Genomic DNA, 15,047 nt, shown 5'->3' with positions numbered 1-15,047 from the left:
GCCCCACGGGCTTTATCCTGCTTGAAGTTCTTCCTGGCCCACGACAAGGACCGGAGTATGAAGCGCAGCCGCTTTTCGGAAGAGCAGATCATTGGGATTTTAAAGGAGCACGAGGCCGGCGTTTCCGTCGCCGACCTGTGCAGCAAGCATGGCGTCAGCGACGCCAGCATCAACAAATGGAAGGCGAAGTTCGGCGGCATGGAGGTGTCAGATGCCAAGCAACTGAAAGAACTGGAGGATGAGAACACACGGCTGAAGCGGTTGCTGGCGAATGTCATGCTCGACAATGTCGCCCTGAAGGACTTGCTGGAGAAGAAGTGGTGACGCCCGCAGCTGAACGGAAAGCTGTCGCCCATCTCATGGATGCCCACCGGTTGAGCGAACGGCGGGCGTGTAAAACCATCGGCAGCTGCCGCATGACTATGAGATACAAGACGACCCGGACGAACGATGGCCGCCTTCGCCAGTGTATGAATGATCTGCCCGTTTCCGTCGTATTTGCCGACCGCGACTTCCAGGCAAAGCTGCCGCCGTCTACGCCATCCCTTGAGGCCGGCGAGGCGCTTCACAGGTTGTCGAAAGCGGTGCCGCAGTTCGACAATGTCGCCATCAAGGCGGGCGATCCCTGCTCGATCTTCTTCACCTCCGGAAGCTCCGGGCTTCCCAAGGCAGTCGAATTCTCGTTCGAGTCCGCCGAACGCGCCATTGCGGCGCCGACTACTCTTGGTTTTAACGCGCAGTCGCGGCTGCAGATCGTGGCTCCGCTTTTCCATACAGCTGGATGGGTTTGGTGTTGCTACGGGCTAACCGGTGGCATGACAATCATTCTGCTGCCCCAAGCCTCGCCAGATCGCATGACCTCCGCAGTCGCCGATCTCGGTGCGAGTCATGTGCAATGGCACCCCACGATGCTGGACACTGTGTTGGAACAGCAGGCCCGCAATCCGCGCGATCTCTCGGCCCTGCGCATGATCGCCTACGGGGCAGCACCGATCGCGCCGGAGATGCTCGAGCGCTGCTACCAGACCTTCAACTGCGAATTTTCTCAGGTTTATGGCCTCACCGAGACCGTCGGCCCCGTCGGCCATCTCGCGCCCGCTGCGCACCGGATCGATTGGGGCTCGGGAGGGCCGCCCACAGTTTCGATCAACCCCGGCATCTCGCTTCGCGTCGTCGATAAAGATGGTCGTGAAGTTGCGCCGGGAGAGGTCGGCGAAATCGAGGTTCAGCTGTCCTACCCCGCTCCATCCTATCTCCGGCAGGGCAGGCGCATTCCGATCGCCCGAAGCGATGGATGGATCGCGACCAGTGACATGGGCGCGATGGACACGGACGGCTATGTTCGCGTCATCGGACGATGGGGCGACATGATCATCACCGGCGGCGAGAATGTGTATCCGTCGGAGGTCGAGAATGTCATCGCAACTTTTCCCGAGGTTGCAGAGGTCGCCGTGTTCGGACGGCGCGACCAGCGCTGGGGCCAGGCCATTTGCGCCATGGTCGCACTTCGCCCGGAGGCGGAGATGAGCGCGGCAGAGGTGATCGAGCGCTGCCGCAAGCAGATCGCGGGCTACAAAACTCCCAAGACGGTGTTCTTCGTCGAGCGACTTCCGCGCAACCCCGCAGGCAAGGTCGTACGCCCGGCGTTGGAGCCTCTTGCGGTCGAGCTTGAAGCTGCAGGCTGATCAGCCTCCGATTAGGCGAATGAGACTATATTCGGTCTCCGACGCGCGCCGTGCGATCATCGCGCCCTCGATGCTTCGTACGCCCTCCCTGAAGCGCTCGGCGACTTCCGCGCACATCACGCCCCGCGGAGTGATCCGTAGATCTCCCAGTAGCGGATTTCGCCCAGGCTCGGTGCTCGCCCTCCAGCCTCCGCATAGCCGTCGATCAGATCCTGATAGCCACCAAAGCCGCCCACGGGCTGCGAGGGATTCTGGAAGCGCCAACTCTCCACACACAACCATCCAAGGTCTTCGATCGGATCCCCGATATGGGCTTGCTCCCAATCGAGAATTCCGACGAGGCCGTTCGGGCCGACCATGAGATTGCCGTTCCGGAAATCGCCATGAACCAGGGCAAGGGGCCGCGGCTCGGGACGATTCCTGCTCAACCAGCCGAAAGCCAGTTCGAAGACCGGGCGGGACTGGCCCGTCGCGCGAAAGCGGTCTTCCAGCACCTGCGATGCGACAGCGGGGTGGGCGGTTGGAAGTGCCGGAAGATGATCGCGGCTGAGCGCATGAAGTTGTGCCAGCGCCATCCCGCATTGTCGCGCCAGACCCGCGCGCGCGCCGTGGAGGGTCTGCGACTTGAGGATCCGCGGCCCCACGCTCTCACCGGTCAGACGCGCCATGGCATAGCCCTCGCCGACCTCGGCATCGGGTGTCAGCTCGAAGAAAAACTCCGGGACTGACAGCCCGTCACGATACGCCTCGCGGATCAAGGCCGCCTCGGTTGCGATCGGCAGAACGCCATTGCCGCTGAAACGCTCGGACAAGGGCGCCACCCGCAGCACCATGGGTACAGATCGTTCGGCGGTCACGAAATCGAAGGACCAGCTCTCCTTGCTCGCGCCACCGCCAAGCTGACGGAGCGCCTCGATGCGGCCCTCCCCCTGCCCTCCGGCGCGAGCACTTGCCGCCAGCGCCACCTGAAGCGCCTTCTGTCGTTGGTCGATCATGGCCTCTCCTCGCCATCATCTGTCGGGCGAGCCCCCTTTAATGTCAAGCCAATTGACCATATTGGAGACCCAGAGAGGGAGCCATGACCGCGCCCGGAACGATGCTGCAAAAGATCTACGATGCCCATCGGGTAGCGTTGCGGCCCTATCAAGGCAAGGGGTCCTTGGAGCGATCAACCAAGAAGCGCCGCCCTCCAGCGAAGATCGCCAGCCGTCTGCGCCCTCAGCTGATCCGCTGGCGGAAGATCGACCGAGCCCGGACAGATGAACTCCGCAGCGCTGGCCTGATGAAGAATGACGAGCAAATCCGATATGTCGTCCGCAAGTTCCAGGCTGGCGGCACGGCAGCCTTGGATCACAAGCAAGGTCGCGTGGCGCGACACGGCTCGATCGTGTGGTGGCGGCTTCAGTGGGACAGCAATTCCTCGATGCTGCCCAGCGCATCGTAGATGAGACGGAAGCGATCACGGTTCGTGTCAAAAAGCCGTTCGCGCGGCGAAAGCGGTCGATTGACCATCGGAGTCCACGTTTCATTTTCAGCCGGCAATCTCCGGGCCACCCTTCTCGACCACCGGCAACGCTTCCCCGATGTCGAGACGCATCTGGTTGATGGCTCGAGAGACCATCTGATCTCCGACCAGTTCGGCGATTGACATCGCCTTCGTCGCCGACCCCAACCCAAGCTGGAACGACTGATCATTACTGCTCTGGAGCGAACGTGCGACGCTACATCGTGATGTTCCGTGCGTCGCTCCCCTTCGTTTGACGCGGCCTGCTTTTCGAGTCCAGCGAGCGATCGCAGCCGCATCCGGATGCAGCCGCCAGGTTTCCGCCAGGAACAGGAACCGCGCGCGCTTACGCGGAACCCACCTTTACGTTGCCACGGTTGCGTAGCCCCCTAGCCGAACGCGCTTCTCGTTTGGTGAGAGACTGACTCGCGCCGATCTCAGGGTGTCTCGGTTGCCTTGGCCGCAATTGCCTTCAGCGCGTCCGACATCGCTTCGACGACTGGCTTGACGGATTCGTCGAGCCCATGCCGATGCGTAAGAAACGCTGGATCGTTGTAGGACAGAAACGTCGAGCCCGCCTCGTCCTGCCAGACCAGCGCCTTCAGCGGCAGGTCTATGCCAATCGTCTGCGATGCTTGCATCAGCGGCGTGCCTCCCTTGGCGGCGCCGAAGATCAGAAGGTCTGTGGGTCGCAGCGGTAGACCGACCGCGGCGGCGCCAGCGGCATGATCGATGTGAGCGAAGACCGTCATGCCCTTGGCACGGACCTCGGCCTCCAATCGCTTCATGGTCTCTTGCGGGCCGAAGCTACTGCGCACAGTAGTTAATCCATCGGTGGACATTGCCGGCTCTCCCAGTATCAGAGTTGCGATCAATACAGCAGCGACAGTCCAAGCAAACCTCATGTCATTGCTTCCTGAACAGCTTCGCCGGATCGAATTCCGCTTCCGGCACGAACCCGTCGCGGTTTGGCATCTTGATCTTCGGCAGGCTGTCACGATCGAGCTTGCCGTCGGCAGGCAGAATGCCATTCAGGCTTAGGATGTAAGCGGCAACGGCGTAAGTGTCGTCGACGCTCAGTGAGCCCGGCGCCTGATAGGGCATCGCCCGATGGATATAGTCGAACAGCGTCGTGGCGTAGGGCCAGTAGCTGCCGACAGTTTTCACGGGTGCATTCGAGGTCAGCGTGCCCTGCCCGCCCACCAAGCGGTCTTTGATGCCGCCGACGCCCTTGTCCCCGTGGCACGCTGCGCAGTTGTCGGCGAAGACCTCCTTGCCGCGCGCCGCTGTTCCGCTTCCTGGCGGCAGCCCCGTTCCATCCGGCCTGACGTCGATGTCCCACAACGCTATCTCGGCGGGCGTTGCTGGACGGCCGAAGTCATATGCAAGGACTGGCGAGACGAGCATGAGCGCGAACGCCCCGACGAGAAGAGCTTTGTTAGTCGAGAACATTGCTGACCCTCCCGGTCTCGTCGATGCTCCAGGTTTGTTGTGCGTTGTAGTGAAACAAGGCGTTGGTCCCCATTGCCGCGATGAAGGACTTGCGATCGGGTTGGATATTGCCCTTGTCGTCGGTCGAACGGCTTGCGATTTTGGTCGGCTTGCCATCCCAGACCCAATCCATCTGAAATCGGGTCTGCGCTTTCGGCAGCGCCGGGAAATAGAGCTGCGCCTCCTTCCAGGTGTTTGCGCCGTCGGTCGATATCTCGACCTTCGCGACCTTGCCATGACCGCTCCAGGCCAGCCCCGTGATGCGCTGGTAGCCGGGCTTAATCATCATGGTGCCGGAGGGCGCGGTGATCACCGAATTGGTCTCCATCCGGAGTTGGAATTGAATGGCTTTGCCGTTGGCCTGGAGTTGCGTGTAGCGGGCTGTCTCCCAGCGGGTCATCCAGGGCTGGTCGCCGAACTTCAGGCGGCGCAACCACTTGATGTTGAGGTTGCCCTCGAAGCCCGGCATCACCAGCCGCATCGGAAAGCCGTGCGCGGGCCGTAACGGCTCGCCATTCTGCCCATAGGCAACGAATGCCTCGTTCAGAATCTCGTCGGTGAGCGGAATGCTGCGGGCAACGCCTGCCGCGTCGCCGCCCTCGGCGAGCATCCAGGTGGAATTGCGATCCTTCCCGACGAGATCGACGATGAACTTGAGAGGAACGCCCGTCCATTCGTTGGTGCTGACCAATCCGTGCGTGTTCTGCACGGTAAGGTTGGGATCGGCCTTCTTCCAATTTTCCCAGCCGTTTCCGGTGCATTCGAGGAAGATCATCCGCGAGATCGACGGCATTGCCTTCAGATCTTCGACGTTGAACACCAGCGGCTTTTGGACCATACCGTGCACCAGCAACCGGTGTTTGGCCGGATCGATGTCGGGCACGCCGGAATGGCTTCGCTCGTAGTGCAGGTCGGTCGGCGTGATGCTGCCGAAGAGCTTGTCGAGCGGCGCCTTCGAATTGATCGCGTCGCCCGGATCGATGTTGCGCTTGCCGGGACCAGCTTCTGGAATACGTGCGATCTTCACGTACTTCGATCGCTCGCTGTGGCCCGAGAGGTCGGCACCGTCCTCTCGCGGCGGCACATCGGCGAGAGAGTCCGCCGCCGCGGCCCGACCCGCCACGATGCTTCCCGCAAGCCCCGTGGACGCTGCTAGGAAGTTTCTTCGCGACAGTCGACCCTCGATACTCTCGGGGGAATGGTCTCTACGATCGGTCATTTTCTTCGATACCTCGAAACCCATAGCCCAGCCTGCTCGTCTCGACGGGGCGCTGTTCGCCGGGGGCGGCCGGCAATGTGATCAGATAACCATAAGGTGATGAAGAGAGGCCTTCCTGTCGATGTCCGGGCGGCGCTACTCAATGACCGCAAGGATCAAAGGGAGCGCCGATCGGTGTCTGGACCGCAGGACGGCTTAAGCAATCTAGCGCCGATGCTTCGCGTCCGGCCCGAGTTGCAGGATTTCTGTCGGTTTGGTGGCACGTGGCGCACTGTGCACGAACCTGAAGGACCAGGCTGGGCTGCCTTCCACATCGTCACCAAGGGCGCCTGCTGCATCGAGCGAGCCGGGCAACTGCCGGTCCAGCTTGAGGCCGGGGACGTCCTGCTGCTTCCGCATGGGGACGGGCATGTTGTCTATGCCGGCGACGGAAGGGAAGAATCCCGGAACATCACCGCCACCTATCACGACCACATTCGCGTGAGACAGACGCAAGGTTCGGCAGCGGAAACCGAGCTGATCTGCGGTCGCCTGCATCTGGAGAGCGCTACCGAAAACCTTCTGCTGCGAGCGCTCCCTCATGTGATCGTGCTCAAGCTAGGAGGTATGCTGCAGTGCGCGGCCGTGGTACGCTTGATCCGTGACGAACTGGAAAACGGTCGTTGCGGTGCCACAGCCATTGCCAATGATCTGTCAAGCGCATTGTTTGTAATGCTGCTGCGCCAGCATCTCGAGCTCGCTCCCTCCATACAAGGATTGCTGGGCCTACTGAGCGCACGAGAGACGTCGCGAGCAGCGGCCGCAATTCTCGCCGATCCTGCCAGACATTGGGAGCTGAACGAATTGGCCTCCATCGCAGCGGTATCCAGAGCAACACTGGTGCGAGCATTCCGACGAATCTGCGGAATGCCGCCGCAAGTCTTTTTGACAGAGCTTCGGTTAGGCTTGGCCCGCAATCGAATCTCGCATACTTCTGAAGCGCTCCACAGGATTGCAGCGGACGTCGGTTATCAGTCGGAAACATCATTGAGCCGGGCATTTCAGCGCCGCTTCGGTATTCGCCCCGGCGCCTTGCGCCAAATGGGCTCGAATCTGTAGTCGCAATCGCTCGAGGCCCCGCAAACCGATCTTGTCCCTGAGCGTGGTGTAGAAAGGCGGCCATAACCGGCGCCCGTCTTCGAGGAAGCGGGTCAGCCCCTGCCAGTGATTGAGCGCGTAGCGGATGTCCTCGGCGAGCGTCGAACCGCTGGAGATCGTCGACAGCTGTTTCTCGAACCACGGCTTCAACGTAAGACCGTATGTCCTTTCTGATGCCGGCGGTGGGGTGGGTCGCCCTACACTGGCGGTATTGAAACGAGGGTTGCTCAAGGAGCCTATCCTCACGCCAGGAGGACGAACCGTGAAAGATTATAGCGAGAATTTCGTAGGTTTGGATGCGGCCAAAGATCGGCATGCAGTTGCGATTGCCGAGAACGGGCGCGACGGTGAGGTTCGCTATCTGGGTGAAATATCCTCTGACAACGCGTCGGTAGGCCGGCTCGTCCGCAAGCTCGCGCGGCCAGGTTTACGTTTAAGATTTTGCTATGAGGCTGGGCCGACGGGATATGGACTGAGCGAGAGATCGAAGCGCTTGGCCATGAATGTGCTGTCATTGCCCCGTCCCTGATTCCACACAAGCCTGGCGATCGGATCAAAACAAACCGCCGGGATGCCGAGAAGCTTGCCCGGTTGTTCCGCGCCGGTGAACTGACGGAGATCTGGACCCCGGACGCAGCGCATGAGGCAATGCGTGACTTGATCCGTGCGCGGGAGGCGGCGGTGAAGGGTCGGAACCGCAAACGACAGGAGATCCGATCCTTTCTGTTGCGACACGGCAAGATTTTTCCCGGCTTGAAAGCCTGGGGAACGAAGTACTTTAAGTGGATGCACGGGCTCAGCTTAGCGTATTCGGGCCAGCAAACTGTCCTGCAGGAGTTGATCGTCGCGGAGTCGCAGTGCCGGGAAAGAGTATTGCGTTTGGAAAAGGCGATCGAAGACAGCATGCTCGATTGGCCACTTACACCGGTGGTCGAACGTTTGCAGGCTTTGCGCGGGGTCCGGCTCATTTGCGCAGCGACCTTCATGGTTGAGGTCGGTGACGTCCGTCGCTTTACGAACCCGCGGCAGTTAATGGCCTATCTCGGCCTTGTACCTTCGGAACGCTCGACCGGTGATGCCGTACGCCGGGTTGGCATCACCAAGACCGGAAACGCCAGAGTGCGCCGGGTTTTGGCTGAGACCGCATGGACTTACCGCTATCCGGCCAAGTTGGGAAAACGAAAGTACTTCGCAAGCCGGCACATGCCTGAGGTCGTGCGAGAGATTGCATGGAAGGCCCAAGCACGTTTGACCAAGCGTTACCGTGCCCTCGTTGCTCGCGGCAAGCGCAGCACCGTGGCGGTGACCGCGGTCGCTCGCGAGCTTGCTGCCTTCATGTGGGCCATCGCGAGAATAGACGATCAGCTGGCGGCGACCTGACCTATGGTTATCGTTATCGTGTCTATCGGTGGGGACGTGGCGTTGAATGGGGAATTCCCGGCAACGCTTTGTGGCCGGCAATGCCGACGCCCGTTGTAAGAGAGGACCAGCCCCGGACGAATACATGGACTTGCGGTACCCAATCCGCGCATCAGAGCTTGTTCACCTACGTCCCAGGCCACGTCTCCTCCGATAGGCACTTCAGTGATGAGAACCGACCGGGAAATCGGCGCGGGTAAATTGACGCGCGATTAGGTCTTGCAAAAGGACATCAGACAACCCTTGCTTCGGGATCTGGATAGCTGTGCGAAGAAGCCTCCGGCTTGGACGGAGGTTTGGGATGGGATTGGACAGCAAAAAGGACGTCCATTTAAACGGCTCATCGGCGGGGTCGGTGAGTCGGCTGGAAGGCGCCACGTGCGTTCGGAAGCTGAGAGAGCTCGGATCGTCGCCGAGAGTCTGTTACCCGGTGCGCAGGTGTCCGAGGTGGCGCGCAAGCACGCTGCGACACGCTGGCAGATCTACGATTGGCTACGGCGGTTTCGACCGCTACGCATGTTGCCGCCGTGCGAGGCGTCCCCGCCAGTCCCTGATCGACCGAAGCTTTCCGTCGTAGCAAAAAACGATCGTTTTCAAAAGCTGCAGGTCTTTTTTCAAGGTGCCGAGGCAACGGCGCTGCTTGCATCCGACTTTGCTAAATCGTAGTTCGACGCGCTATTCGGGTTGGATCGTAGGTGCGACGGCGGGATGGCTTGGTGGACGAGATCGAAACGGAAGTTTGCGGGGCGAGTGATCGCTCTCCTTTACCTGTTCTGCGTGCTTGTGCCCGGTACAGCCTCGCCGTTCGGACCGGACCGGCGCCTTGCTTGGATGAGTTACAAGTTGTGGACGTCATCCATGTCTATGATCATGCGTCGACGAGGACACGTCCCATAGACTCGCGTCTTTATGCCGATACTCAACACCGACACGTGGCCAAGAGTGCGGACGCTGTGGCTAGGCACGCCAACGACGATCTTCCTCGGAAGAGCGGCCGGGGCCTTGCTGTCCGATGACGGGGGTTGGGACGAGATCGCGACGGATGGGGAATCCGCCGATATAGCTTAGACGCGCGGTTGACCACGTCAGGAAGGATCGGCCATGATCGTCATGCCCTACGACTACTATTTGATCGCATGGTTTGTACTCGCTCTCGGGTCGACGACCTATGTCGCCTACGATCAGTTCACTGGCAACCCCGAGCCGACGGTAATGAAGTGGGGCTTTATTCTTGTCACCCTGTACATGGGACCATTCGGACTACTTCTATATGTGCTCGCTGACAAGGAGCCGCGTCCGGGCGAACATGAGAGGTTCACCTCTCCGCTCTGGAAGCAGGGCGTCGGCAGTACGATTCATTGCGTCGCTGGCGACGCCACAGGCATCATTCTTGCCGCGGTTGTCACTGCTTCTCTTGGGCTCCCAATGTGGATCGACCTGTTGGTGGAGTATGTCGCAGGCTTCTCGTTCGGCCTGCTGATCTTCCAGTCACTTTTCATGAAGCGGATGATGGGAGGCTCCTACTGGGACAACGTCAAGAAGAGCTTCATGCCCGAGTTCATCAGCATGAACGCCATGATGGCGGGCATGGCGCCAACCATGAGCCTCTTGATGATGGGGCGCGACATGCGCGCCATGGATCCATTTGAGTTCGTCTTCTGGGGCGTAATGTCGCTCGGCGTGATGGTCGGCTTCGCCACGGCTTATCCGTGCAATGTCTGGATGGTGAAGAAGGGTATCAAGCACGGTTTGATGACCGAGCCGCCACACTCTCATGAACAACAAAAGCATGCCGAGCACGGGCGTCAGAGCGAGCATGACGACCCCGGGCACCGCGCCGGACATCCGATGAACAGTGAGGCGACGAGGGCACAGATCACCGCACTCGGTCTCGTCACGTCGTTCCTTCTGCTCACCGGCATGGTGTTCCCCGGCTTTTGGGTTAACTTGCACCTGAGCACACGCGACGTCGGGGCCTCCATCATGCCGCCCGGTATGCTCAACACCTACGATCTGCCGGCCGAGGCGATGAAGGACATGGCCGCGGTGATGCCCCGCGATGTGAGTTACCGGGCCGCCGCAGATGCCCGCGGAGATCGGGTGCTGCAGCCGCGGATCGAAAACGGCATCAAGATATTCGACATCGAAGCATCAATCATCCGCTGGAACATCCTGCCGGAGGTCGCCGTGGATGCCTACGCTTACAACCGCCAGGTACCCGGGCCGCGGCTCGAGCTGACCGAAGGCGACCACGTTCGGATCAATTTCCACAATGCCCTCCCCGAGAGCACCACCGTGCACTGGCACGGATTGATCGTACCCAACGAAATGGATGGGCCGGCCAAGGTCACGCAGCCGCCGATCCCGCCCGGTGGCTTCTATACCTATGAATACACGGTCGGACAGTCAGGGACGTACTTCTATCACAGCCACGATCATCCAGACCGGCAACAGGCGCTGGGCCTATACGGTGCCCTCATCATCGCCCCCAAGGACCCAACCCAGGAGGTGAAGTCCGACTTCGATTACACGATCCAGCTCCAGGAGTGGCTCAAACGGGAACGGTTGACTTATCCGGCCATGTTGATGGAAGGCGGCATGCCGAACTACTTCACGATCAACGGTAAGGCCTATCCTGCCACGGACAGGGTACCGATGAAAGTCGGTCAGTCCATCAAGATCCGCTTTATTGGTACCAATAATAACTTCGTTCATCCGATGCACATCCATGGCGGGCCCTTCGAAGTCGTTGCCGTTGACGGCGTCACTCTTGCGCAGGGGGTGCGCTATCAGACTGACACCGTCAACGTGGGACCCGGACAGCGGTATGACGTGATCTGGACCGCGCGAAAGCCAGGGAAATGGCTGGTCCATTGCCATATTCCTCACCACACGGCGAACAACAACGTGGAGCAGGAGGGGGGCGGAGGGTTAATGCTGGTTCTCGATGTACGCTGAAGCGCCTAGAACCGCCCGATGTCCAATGACGTTCGTGCGCTCGTCAACGGAAAGCATCGTCCTAGGCTCAGCATAACTGGATATTCTCGATTTTGATGTACAAGGGGCATCAATGAATCCCAAGATTGAACGGCCGTTGTCGCCGTATACGACGATCTATCGTCCGCCGACGGCGATGAAGGCGTCGATTACCCATCGTCTAACGGCAATCGTAATGTACTTCGGCGGCATGCCGCTTCTGACTTGGTATTTGCTTTCTGTCGCGATGGGACCGAATAGCTACCGACAATTCGAGTCCTTTGCCGGCAGCTGGTTTGGCACGTTCGTGCTGTTCAGCCTGACGTGGTGTGTGTGCCAACATCTCGCGTCGGGATTGCGTCACCTGATCCTGGATCTCGGATTTGGATTCGAGAATCGGACGTCGCGCCGGTCGGCCATCGCGACCTTTGCATTCTCGCTCACAATGACCGTTGTTCTGTGGACCTGGACTACGCTGGCCTAACAAGAGACGGCTCGTGCGGCAGCCACTGGAGTTGATCAAGATGCCAGATTTAAGAGAGAAGTATGGGCTGCTGATCGGCAATAACAGCGTTGGCGGAATAGCTCGATTGATTCTTAGCATAACGGTATTCTGCTTGGCTTTCAGCTCACTGTTCTGGTGGCTTCGACACTAGATGATTAGTCCTAGACTGTGATGGTGTATTCTTATCGCACGCGCGGGTCATGCGAGCAGGACGTTCCGATAGGTGCGCCGCTTTAACAGGCTGTGAAGAAGTCTCTGGCGAGATGGCGTTGGACACGCGCGGACGCTACGGAGCGCACCCGGCCGTCACTCGCAGGCAAAAGCTACGGAGCTTCCTTCACCCCCGTAGCAACGATCTGCACCGGCGCAAAAGATGGTACAACCTGCTCTGATGTCCGTGCTTGTCGACGCCAGGTAAACACCAGGCTGGCCGCTACTCCGTTGCGGCGCGCAACCTCAGTCACCTTCGCGCCCGGCACCAACGTCTCCTCGATAATCCGCGCCTTGTCGTCCTGCGACCAGCGCTGCCGCCGCTCTAGCCCGCCCAAAACCTCGACCCGCATCGCCTGATGACCTTAAAGCTAGACTTAAGGCCACACGCTTCGCGAATTGCCACCCGTCACGCAAAACGGCCCCCGTCGGATGCGTAGTGCGCCAGTGAAACTGGCGAAGGATAGTCGATGAAAGTTCGATACAGGAAAGGAGTACGGCGCTCCCGAAAACCAACCTCCCGCAACTGTCCGCGATTTAGCGGAATCCCTGTCCCGGAATTACTGAAATCGCTGTCCGCGAATTAGCGAAATTGCTGTCCGGAAATTGCCGAAACACGCATCCTGCTCGACAACGACTACCTGCCTGGCGATCTCGAACGGCAGATCGGCGCCTTCATCGAACACTACAACCACGTCCGCTATCATGAGAGCATCGACAATCTGACGCCCGCCGACGTCTACTTCGGCAGAGCCGAGACGATCTGACTGAGCGTCGGCGCATCAAACGCCAGACCATTGCAAACCGTCGCTTGCAGCATCGACTGCAGGCCGCTTAAACTCTAACCCCAGATGAGCCAGAGCCTCCCTTCGCCTAACGCCTGATCAGTCTCAAATCATCTGACGACGGACAGTCCGTCGATAACTGGGGAGCAAGCAGCGCTTCACAGGATCAAGGGGTTCCCCAGATCAGCTCGGGCTGAACTGGTACGAAGACCACGTCACGAGAACTGCGAGCAGACAGTAGCTGCAAGCGAGAACAGGCGATTACCACTCACTTGCGGTGAAGCTTGAGCCTTCAGGCTTTGATGCCTGGATAGCCGTATCAGAGGCTGAAAATTCCCGGTCACCTGACAAGTCGAGCAGTCAGCCCAAACGCGCTGTCTGCTATTTATCTCGCGACTGCAATCGAGAACTGACAAAAGACCAGAGCAGTCTCAGATGCGCCGCGCAAAACCTACCTAACGAAGCAAGGTGGGTGTGGGCGTTTGTACGAAAGAGTACGGGATCCGAGAGGAGCCACATGACCACCACGCTACCAGTAACGGCAAGACCGTGCCCAACAGCGTCCGTAACAGATAGCCCTTGATCCAGAGCAATGGGATCGCAAATAGTACTCCAAACAGGGAGCTATGGGGGATTTTGGGTGACGAGGTGATCAGGCGGCGTGGCTTGCCGGCATTTGGATGACCTCGATGCCGTCGTTGAATCTGACACCTGCGATGACCTTCGGCAACTGATTTGTGCCTCTGAGCCGTCGCCAGGTCTTTGATGCGGCGATCACCAGCTTGAACACCATCAGCCTGGCGGTGGTCGGCGACAACGAGCCCTTGGTGCGCACCGTCCGGTGCCGCACGGTGGCGAACACGCTTTCGATGGGATTGGTGGTGCGCAAGTGATCCCAATGCTCGGCAGGAAGGTCGTAGAAGGCCAGCAGCGCGTCGCGATCCTTGACCAGGCATTCGACCGCCCGGCCGTACTTGGCGCGGTAGTTCTCGGCGAAGACGTCGATCGCCGCTTCGGCGGACGCCCGGTTCGGCGCCCAGTAGACCTCGCGCAGATCCTTCTTCATTGTGGCCTGTACCGAGAGCGGGACCTTGTCCAGGACGTTCACGGTCTTGTGCACCCAGCATCGCTGGTTTTGGCGCTCCTCTTTCATCAGCGTGGATCACTGTCAATGTCAAAGCTGGATACCGCGACTGCTTGCCTATCGGTGGCAGAATACGGATTTTACGATATCGGATTTCAAGAACAGCCTGGTCTGGATTGCCCTTGCTATCCTGGACTTCGATCCGGTGGAGACCTTTGACCACGACCTCGTCCATTATCGTTGCAACGGTATGATCGCCATCGCCTGCGAGGCGATTGACACAGGTCCTTACCAAGAAATGCGTTCCAACCTCTTGGGCGGCGCAGAACAATTCATAAATATCGGCCTCACGATCACCGATATGGATGCACTGGGATGGCTCCTCGAACAGCTCCGTGGATTGCTTGAGGTTCTCCAGCCACCGAATGCTCTCCTTGGTTTCAATGGGGATCCGTGTCAGGTTGACCTCGCGCCTGAGCGCAGCGACCCCTCTGAATTTCTTTCTGGTCCAAAACTTCACGGCGCTGAGCCCCAGTGGAAGCCCCTCGAGGGTCACCGCAAGGCTCGAATGCATCAATATTCCGCACGTCGTGTACGTTTGGGGGGTTTCCGTCCAGTCTTCGGGAGTTGCTTTTGGGGATGCGCTTAATCATCCCGATCAGATCCGGACGCTCCCGTTGGTAGGTGAATTCGGTCGTATCATGCAGGACAAGAACAGGTCCTTTCGCGGCCGCGATACGTTCCCGCGTCGATTTAAAATGACCAGACAGGATGTCGGCCTCGCTTACTCGTTCATTGGAGAAGAAACGATAGGCCGCCTTGGTGTTCGCCCAGTCTTGGCAAACCATCGGAATACTCTGTCCGATGTCTCCACCAATCTGCTTCAGCAGCATGCGAAATCTCTCGCCAAGTCGGGCATCTTGAAACTCGCACAGCGCAGCTTCACGGTCAAACCAGGTCACCGCGTCAGACGTCAACCGATGCGCCTTTTCATCCCGGGCGCGTGAAGCCAGTCCCATAGAGCACCTCTTC

13 protein-coding genes and 4 pseudogenes are annotated in these 15,047 nt (G+C 59.5%); 9 read left to right on the top strand and 8 right to left on the bottom strand.

The window, feature by feature from the left end:
• Nucleotides 1-57: 57 nt before the first annotated feature.
• Together J2R78_RS43555 and J2R78_RS43550 are read left to right on the top strand one after the other, a co-directional pair.
• A pseudogene (locus J2R78_RS43555) lies at nt 58-473 on the top strand (transposase); the annotation flags it as partial.
• Nucleotides 471-1,685 (top strand): class I adenylate-forming enzyme family protein, encoded by a 1,215-nt coding sequence (locus tag J2R78_RS43550; protein ID WP_253610653.1) that lies wholly within the window; start codon nt 471-473, stop codon nt 1,683-1,685. The pseudogene J2R78_RS43555 and the gene J2R78_RS43550, both read left to right, overlap by 3 nt.
• A 116-nt stretch (nt 1,686-1,801) precedes the next feature.
• On the opposite strand, the gene J2R78_RS43545 is transcribed toward J2R78_RS43550, so the two are convergent.
• On the bottom strand, nt 1,802-2,680 hold the full coding sequence (locus J2R78_RS43545; RefSeq protein ID WP_253610524.1) for a phosphotransferase family protein: 879 nt from the start codon (nt 2,678-2,680) through the stop codon (nt 1,802-1,804).
• 83 nt (nt 2,681-2,763) lie between these two features.
• Between J2R78_RS43545 and J2R78_RS43540 the strand changes: the two genes are divergently transcribed.
• Nucleotides 2,764-3,129 carry a hypothetical protein gene (locus J2R78_RS43540; RefSeq protein ID WP_253610525.1) on the top strand — a complete coding sequence of 122 codons (366 nt, stop codon included), beginning with the start codon at nt 2,764-2,766 and terminating at the stop codon, nt 3,127-3,129.
• 497 nt (nt 3,130-3,626) lie between these two features.
• Here the strand turns inward: J2R78_RS43540 and J2R78_RS43535 are convergent, their stop codons facing one another.
• From J2R78_RS43535 to soxC, 3 genes are all read right to left on the bottom strand, one after another.
• The gene (locus J2R78_RS43535; protein WP_375167165.1) at nt 3,627-4,031 is read right to left on the bottom strand and encodes a DUF302 domain-containing protein; all 405 of its coding nucleotides are present in this window, start codon (nt 4,029-4,031) and stop codon (nt 3,627-3,629) included.
• 64 nt (nt 4,032-4,095) lie between these two features.
• Complete coding sequence (locus tag J2R78_RS43530) at nt 4,096-4,641, bottom strand: c-type cytochrome (RefSeq protein WP_253610528.1); 546 nt, start codon at nt 4,639-4,641, stop codon at nt 4,096-4,098.
• Nucleotides 4,628-5,803, bottom strand: coding sequence for a sulfite dehydrogenase (gene soxC / locus J2R78_RS43525; protein WP_253610530.1), 1,176 nt, complete (start codon nt 5,801-5,803; stop codon nt 4,628-4,630). The genes J2R78_RS43530 and soxC overlap by 14 nt, the downstream gene beginning before the upstream one ends.
• A gap of 270 nt (nt 5,804-6,073) precedes the next feature.
• On the opposite strand from soxC, the gene J2R78_RS43520 reads away from it, so the two are divergent.
• Nucleotides 6,074-6,997 carry a cupin domain-containing protein gene (locus tag J2R78_RS43520; protein ID WP_253610531.1) on the top strand — a complete coding sequence of 308 codons (924 nt, stop codon included), beginning with the start codon at nt 6,074-6,076 and terminating at the stop codon, nt 6,995-6,997.
• On the opposite strand, the gene J2R78_RS43515 is transcribed toward J2R78_RS43520, so the two are convergent.
• Complete coding sequence (locus J2R78_RS43515) at nt 6,923-7,282, bottom strand: IS66 family transposase (RefSeq protein WP_253636060.1); 360 nt, start codon at nt 7,280-7,282, stop codon at nt 6,923-6,925. The genes J2R78_RS43520 and J2R78_RS43515 overlap by 75 nt on opposite strands.
• Nucleotides 7,283-7,298: 16 nt before the next feature.
• Between J2R78_RS43515 and J2R78_RS43510 the strand changes: the two are divergent.
• From J2R78_RS43510 to sdhC, 4 genes and pseudogenes are all read left to right on the top strand, one after another.
• Nucleotides 7,299-8,416, top strand: a pseudogene (locus tag J2R78_RS43510) (IS110 family transposase).
• Between the two features lie 417 nt (nt 8,417-8,833).
• Complete coding sequence (locus J2R78_RS44885) at nt 8,834-9,121, top strand: transposase (protein WP_309145063.1); 288 nt, start codon at nt 8,834-8,836, stop codon at nt 9,119-9,121.
• Between the two features lie 435 nt (nt 9,122-9,556).
• Nucleotides 9,557-11,413 (top strand): DUF4396 domain-containing protein, encoded by a 1,857-nt coding sequence (locus tag J2R78_RS43500; protein WP_253610532.1) that lies wholly within the window; start codon nt 9,557-9,559, stop codon nt 11,411-11,413.
• 112 nt (nt 11,414-11,525) lie between these two features.
• Nucleotides 11,526-11,915 (top strand): succinate dehydrogenase, cytochrome b556 subunit, encoded by a 390-nt coding sequence (gene sdhC, locus J2R78_RS43495; RefSeq protein ID WP_253610533.1) that lies wholly within the window; start codon nt 11,526-11,528, stop codon nt 11,913-11,915.
• Between the two features lie 344 nt (nt 11,916-12,259).
• On the opposite strand, the gene J2R78_RS43490 is transcribed toward sdhC, so the two are convergent.
• Entirely contained in the window at nt 12,260-12,499 is a 240-nt protein-coding gene (locus J2R78_RS43490; RefSeq protein ID WP_253610534.1) for a transposase, read from the bottom strand.
• 258 nt (nt 12,500-12,757) lie between these two features.
• On the opposite strand from J2R78_RS43490, the pseudogene J2R78_RS43485 reads away from it, so the two are divergent.
• Nucleotides 12,758-12,984: pseudogene (locus J2R78_RS43485) on the top strand (integrase core domain-containing protein); the annotation flags it as partial.
• A gap of 599 nt (nt 12,985-13,583) precedes the next feature.
• On the opposite strand, the pseudogene J2R78_RS43480 reads toward J2R78_RS43485, so the two are convergent.
• Nucleotides 13,584-14,066, bottom strand: a pseudogene (locus tag J2R78_RS43480) (transposase); the annotation flags it as partial.
• 389 nt (nt 14,067-14,455) lie between these two features.
• Nucleotides 14,456-15,034, bottom strand: a complete 579-nt coding sequence (locus J2R78_RS43475; RefSeq protein ID WP_253610535.1) for a transposase DNA-binding-containing protein — start codon at nt 15,032-15,034, stop codon at nt 14,456-14,458.
• Nucleotides 15,035-15,047: the final 13 nt, after the last annotated feature.

Origin of the sequence: Bradyrhizobium sp. USDA 4538 (assembly GCF_024171045.1) — a bacterium.
Lineage (GTDB): Bacteria > Pseudomonadota > Alphaproteobacteria > Rhizobiales > Xanthobacteraceae > Bradyrhizobium > Bradyrhizobium australafricanum.
This window is presented reverse-complemented; position numbering and strand designations above follow the sequence as displayed.